The organism is Pseudoflavonifractor sp. 60 (genome assembly GCF_009911645.1).
Lineage (GTDB): Bacteria > Bacillota > Clostridia > Oscillospirales > Oscillospiraceae > Lawsonibacter.
In genome coordinates, this window is sequence record NZ_QWKI01000221.1 from 1 (window position 1) to 3,209 (window position 3,209).

Below are 3,209 nucleotides of genomic sequence, written 5' to 3' on the forward strand. Positions count from 1 at the left end.
GCGGAACACCCGCTTCGCGTCTGTTCCGTTCCTGCGGGTCAGGTATTGTCAACGCCAGATTGGCACTCACGTTAAAAATGCCAAATTGACGTTTTTGGATTTTGCCGGGGGAGCGTGTGAAATGGCAGCGTCCGAAATCCCTCACATGACCTACCAGTAGTACCGAACTGCCCGGCGGCTGGTGCGGGAGTGCTGCAACTACGATTGCGGGAACTGCCTGCTCCTGGACAACGGCGAGGAATGTATCTGTCCGCAGAGCATCACCTATTCCCTGATTTGCAAATGGTTTCGCGCTGCCGTTCTTCCTCTGGACGCTGGCCTGTGCGCCGCATTGTTCCCGCCTTCCTCTGTCAGACGGCGGCGATGCCGGGAGTGCGGGAGGCCATTTGCCCCGCCCAGGCACAACACACTCTATTGCTCCGCCTGTGCCGCAGACCGAGCCAAATGCAGCAAGCGGGCGTGGGCAAGGAAAAACCGGGCTGATGTGTAGAAAAGGTACCCTCTGAAAATGCCGTAATATCAGGGCTTTCAAGACCGCCCTCAACAGGGGCCTGATACATTTCCTTTCACCCCCCGAAAACGGGTCTCTAACGGCCCACGGCGGCGGTCTGGCAACCCAACAAAAAGGAGGCCGACACCCATGACTGACTACATGGCGATTACTACCGAATTGCCGCCCTATTTCTTTTTTCCCTGGTTCCTGATGGAGATGGACTCGACCCTTACCGGCAAGCTGACCTATGCCATTTTGCTTGACCGGGCGAGGCTGTCCCAGCTCAATAGTTGGACAGATGAGGCCGGGAGAATTTACATCATTTTCCCGATTGAGAAAATCGCTAAAATGCTCGGCAAGAGCCTTACCACCGCCAAGAGTGCGTTGGCGGAGTTGGAGGCGGCATGGCCGATTGAGCGTAAGCGGCAGCAGTTCTCCCAGCCAAATCATATCTATGTGAAACTGCCTGATGGACAAAAATTTAGCCACCCCTGATGGATAAAAACTTGTCCTTCACCATGGCCGGAAAACTGTTCTTGTAATAGGGCAGAAATCCGGCTGACGCAGGCAAAAAACCTGGCCCCTAATAAGAACTATAAGAGCAATAACAAGTATAAGTAAAACGAGTGGGAGTAAATAGCGCCCACTTTTCGGACAAATGTCCACCATGAAAATTCTGAAAACAAGGAGTTGCCTATGGAGCATATCAGCTACAAAACGCAGACTGAGATTGTCAAATTCCAGGGCCGGGAAATTCCACTGGAAAACCTTACGCCCATTCTCACCCCGGAGCAGGAGGCGGCAAAGCGCCGGGAGTTGGAGCAGCGGCTTTATGAGGTGTTCTGCAAGTACCAGCAGAAGCCCGCCCTGTAATTTTTCAGATAGAGATTGATTTGCGGGGCTGCTGACGGTATAATGAGGCTGTCAGCAGCTCCGTTTCTTTTCAGAAAGGGAGCGCAAAATGAACAATCGAATTGACGCGATTTATGCAAGACAATCTATCGACAAGAAGGACAGCATTTCCATCGAAAGTCAGATTGAGTTTTGCAAATACGAATTGAGAGGCGGGAGTTACAAGGAATATCAAGATCAGGGTTACAGCGGCAAAAATACGGACAGGCCCCAGTTTCAAATGCTGGTAGAGGACGTCAAGCGCGGGCTGATCGCCAGGGTGGTCGTTTACAAACTCGACCGCATCAGCCGTTCCATTCTCGACTTCGCAAACATGATGGCTTTGTTCCAGGAGTACAACGTGGAGTTCATATCCTCGACAGAGAAGTTCGACACCTCCACGCCGATGGGCCGGGCGATGCTGAACATCTGCATTGTGTGTGCACAGTTGGAGCGTGAGACAATCCAGAAGCGGGTGCAGGACGCATGGTATTCCCGGTGTCAGCGCGGTTTCAAAATGGGAGGCCGAGCGCCCTATGGCTTTCGGACGGAGCCTATCATCATTGACGGCATCCATACAAAGAAATTGGTGATTGAGCCGACCGAGGCGGCGTTCGTGCGGAAGATGTACAAGATGTATAACGCCCCCCGCATCTCGCTCCATGATATTGCCGCCCAGCTTACAGCCCAGGGTGTGAGGTCTTACTTTGGCAAACCGTTTTCCCGGTTAACCATCAGCATGATACTTCGCAATCCCATCTACGCTATGGCTGACCTGGACATTTACGAGTTCTTCAAAAGCCAGGGGACGGAGATTTATAACGATGCCGCCGACTTCGCGGGAACCAACGGCTGCTACTACTATCGGAGCAAGGGCAACACCGACAACAAGCACAAGTATCTGCAAGGCCAGATATTGGTGCTGGCCCCCAGCGAGGGCTTCATCCCGTCTGATTTGTGGCTCCAAGTGCGAAAGAAAATCATGGCAAGCCAAAGTTACCAACCCGCGAGGAAAGCCCGTCATTCATGGATGGCTGGGAAAATCAAGTGCGGTAACTGCGGTTACGCTCTGATGGCGGCTCACTCCTGCGGACATCTCTATTTTCGTTGCTCGAAACGTGCGGAAAATAAATCCTGTCCAGGTTGTGGTGCTGTCCGGCTCCACGATTTGGAGGAAGTAGTTTACCAGCAGATGGTGAAGAAGCTGGAGGACTACAAGACGCTGACGGGCCGCAAAAAGAAAAGAGCTGCCAGCCCGAAGCTGACGGCAAAGCAGATGGAACTGGCCCGGGTGGAAAGTGAGATTGAAAAGCTGCTGGACACGCTGACAGGCGCGACCCCGGTGCTGATCTCCTACGCCAATGCCAAGATTGAGGAATTGGACAGCCGCCGTCAAACCCTTGCCAGCGAGATTGCCAAGCTGACCGCTGAGGCGGTGTCCCCGGAGCAGATTGACACGATTTCCGGCTATCTGGATGATTGGGAAAATGTCAGCTTTGAGGACAAGCAGCAGGTGGTGGATTTGATGATTACCGTCATTCGCGCCACCAGCGAGAAGCTGCAAATTGAGTGGAAAATCTGACGGCGGACATACCGTCAGGCCAATTTCTTTTTATGCCCTTGTCCAGTGTAGTTCTGTGTACATTCCCACTTGCAGATAGTTTCGCCCTAACCGGGAGAGGTCCTTTACGATAACCGTTCCTACAAGCCCCGCTTCAATGTCGGCAAGCATAGACTGGAAGCCGGGGCTTTGGAAATTTGCCCCGGAGAATCCGTCGTCCGTGTACCATTTGAGGTTGGAAAAGCCGTTCTGTTTTGCGTAGGC

General features: G+C 52.9%; 3 protein-coding genes and 2 pseudogenes. 4 read left to right on the forward strand and 1 reads right to left on the reverse strand.

The genetic code is table 11. The annotated features are described in order from the left end of the window. Positions 1-121: 121 nt before the first annotated feature. The 4 genes and pseudogenes from D1646_RS20040 to D1646_RS20050 all read left to right on the forward strand — a co-directional run bounded on the left by D1646_RS20040 (position 122) and on the right by D1646_RS20050 (position 2,966). A pseudogene (locus D1646_RS20040) lies at positions 122-490 on the forward strand (cysteine-rich VLP domain-containing protein). Between the two features lie 150 nt (positions 491-640). Beyond that, entirely contained in the window at positions 641-988 is a 348-nt protein-coding gene (locus D1646_RS20045) for a replication initiator protein A (RefSeq protein ID WP_160638152.1), read from the forward strand. A gap of 201 nt (positions 989-1,189) precedes the next feature. Beyond that, on the forward strand, positions 1,190-1,366 hold the full coding sequence (locus tag D1646_RS22800; RefSeq protein WP_201754779.1) for a hypothetical protein: 177 nt from the start codon (positions 1,190-1,192) through the stop codon (positions 1,364-1,366). Between the two features lie 88 nt (positions 1,367-1,454). Then, positions 1,455-2,966: a recombinase family protein gene (locus D1646_RS20050; protein ID WP_160638153.1), complete on the forward strand. Its 1,512-nt coding sequence runs from the start codon at positions 1,455-1,457 to the stop codon at positions 2,964-2,966. A gap of 48 nt (positions 2,967-3,014) precedes the next feature. On the opposite strand, the pseudogene D1646_RS20055 reads toward D1646_RS20050, so the two are convergent. After that, positions 3,015-3,209: pseudogene (locus D1646_RS20055) on the reverse strand (recombinase family protein); the annotation flags it as partial.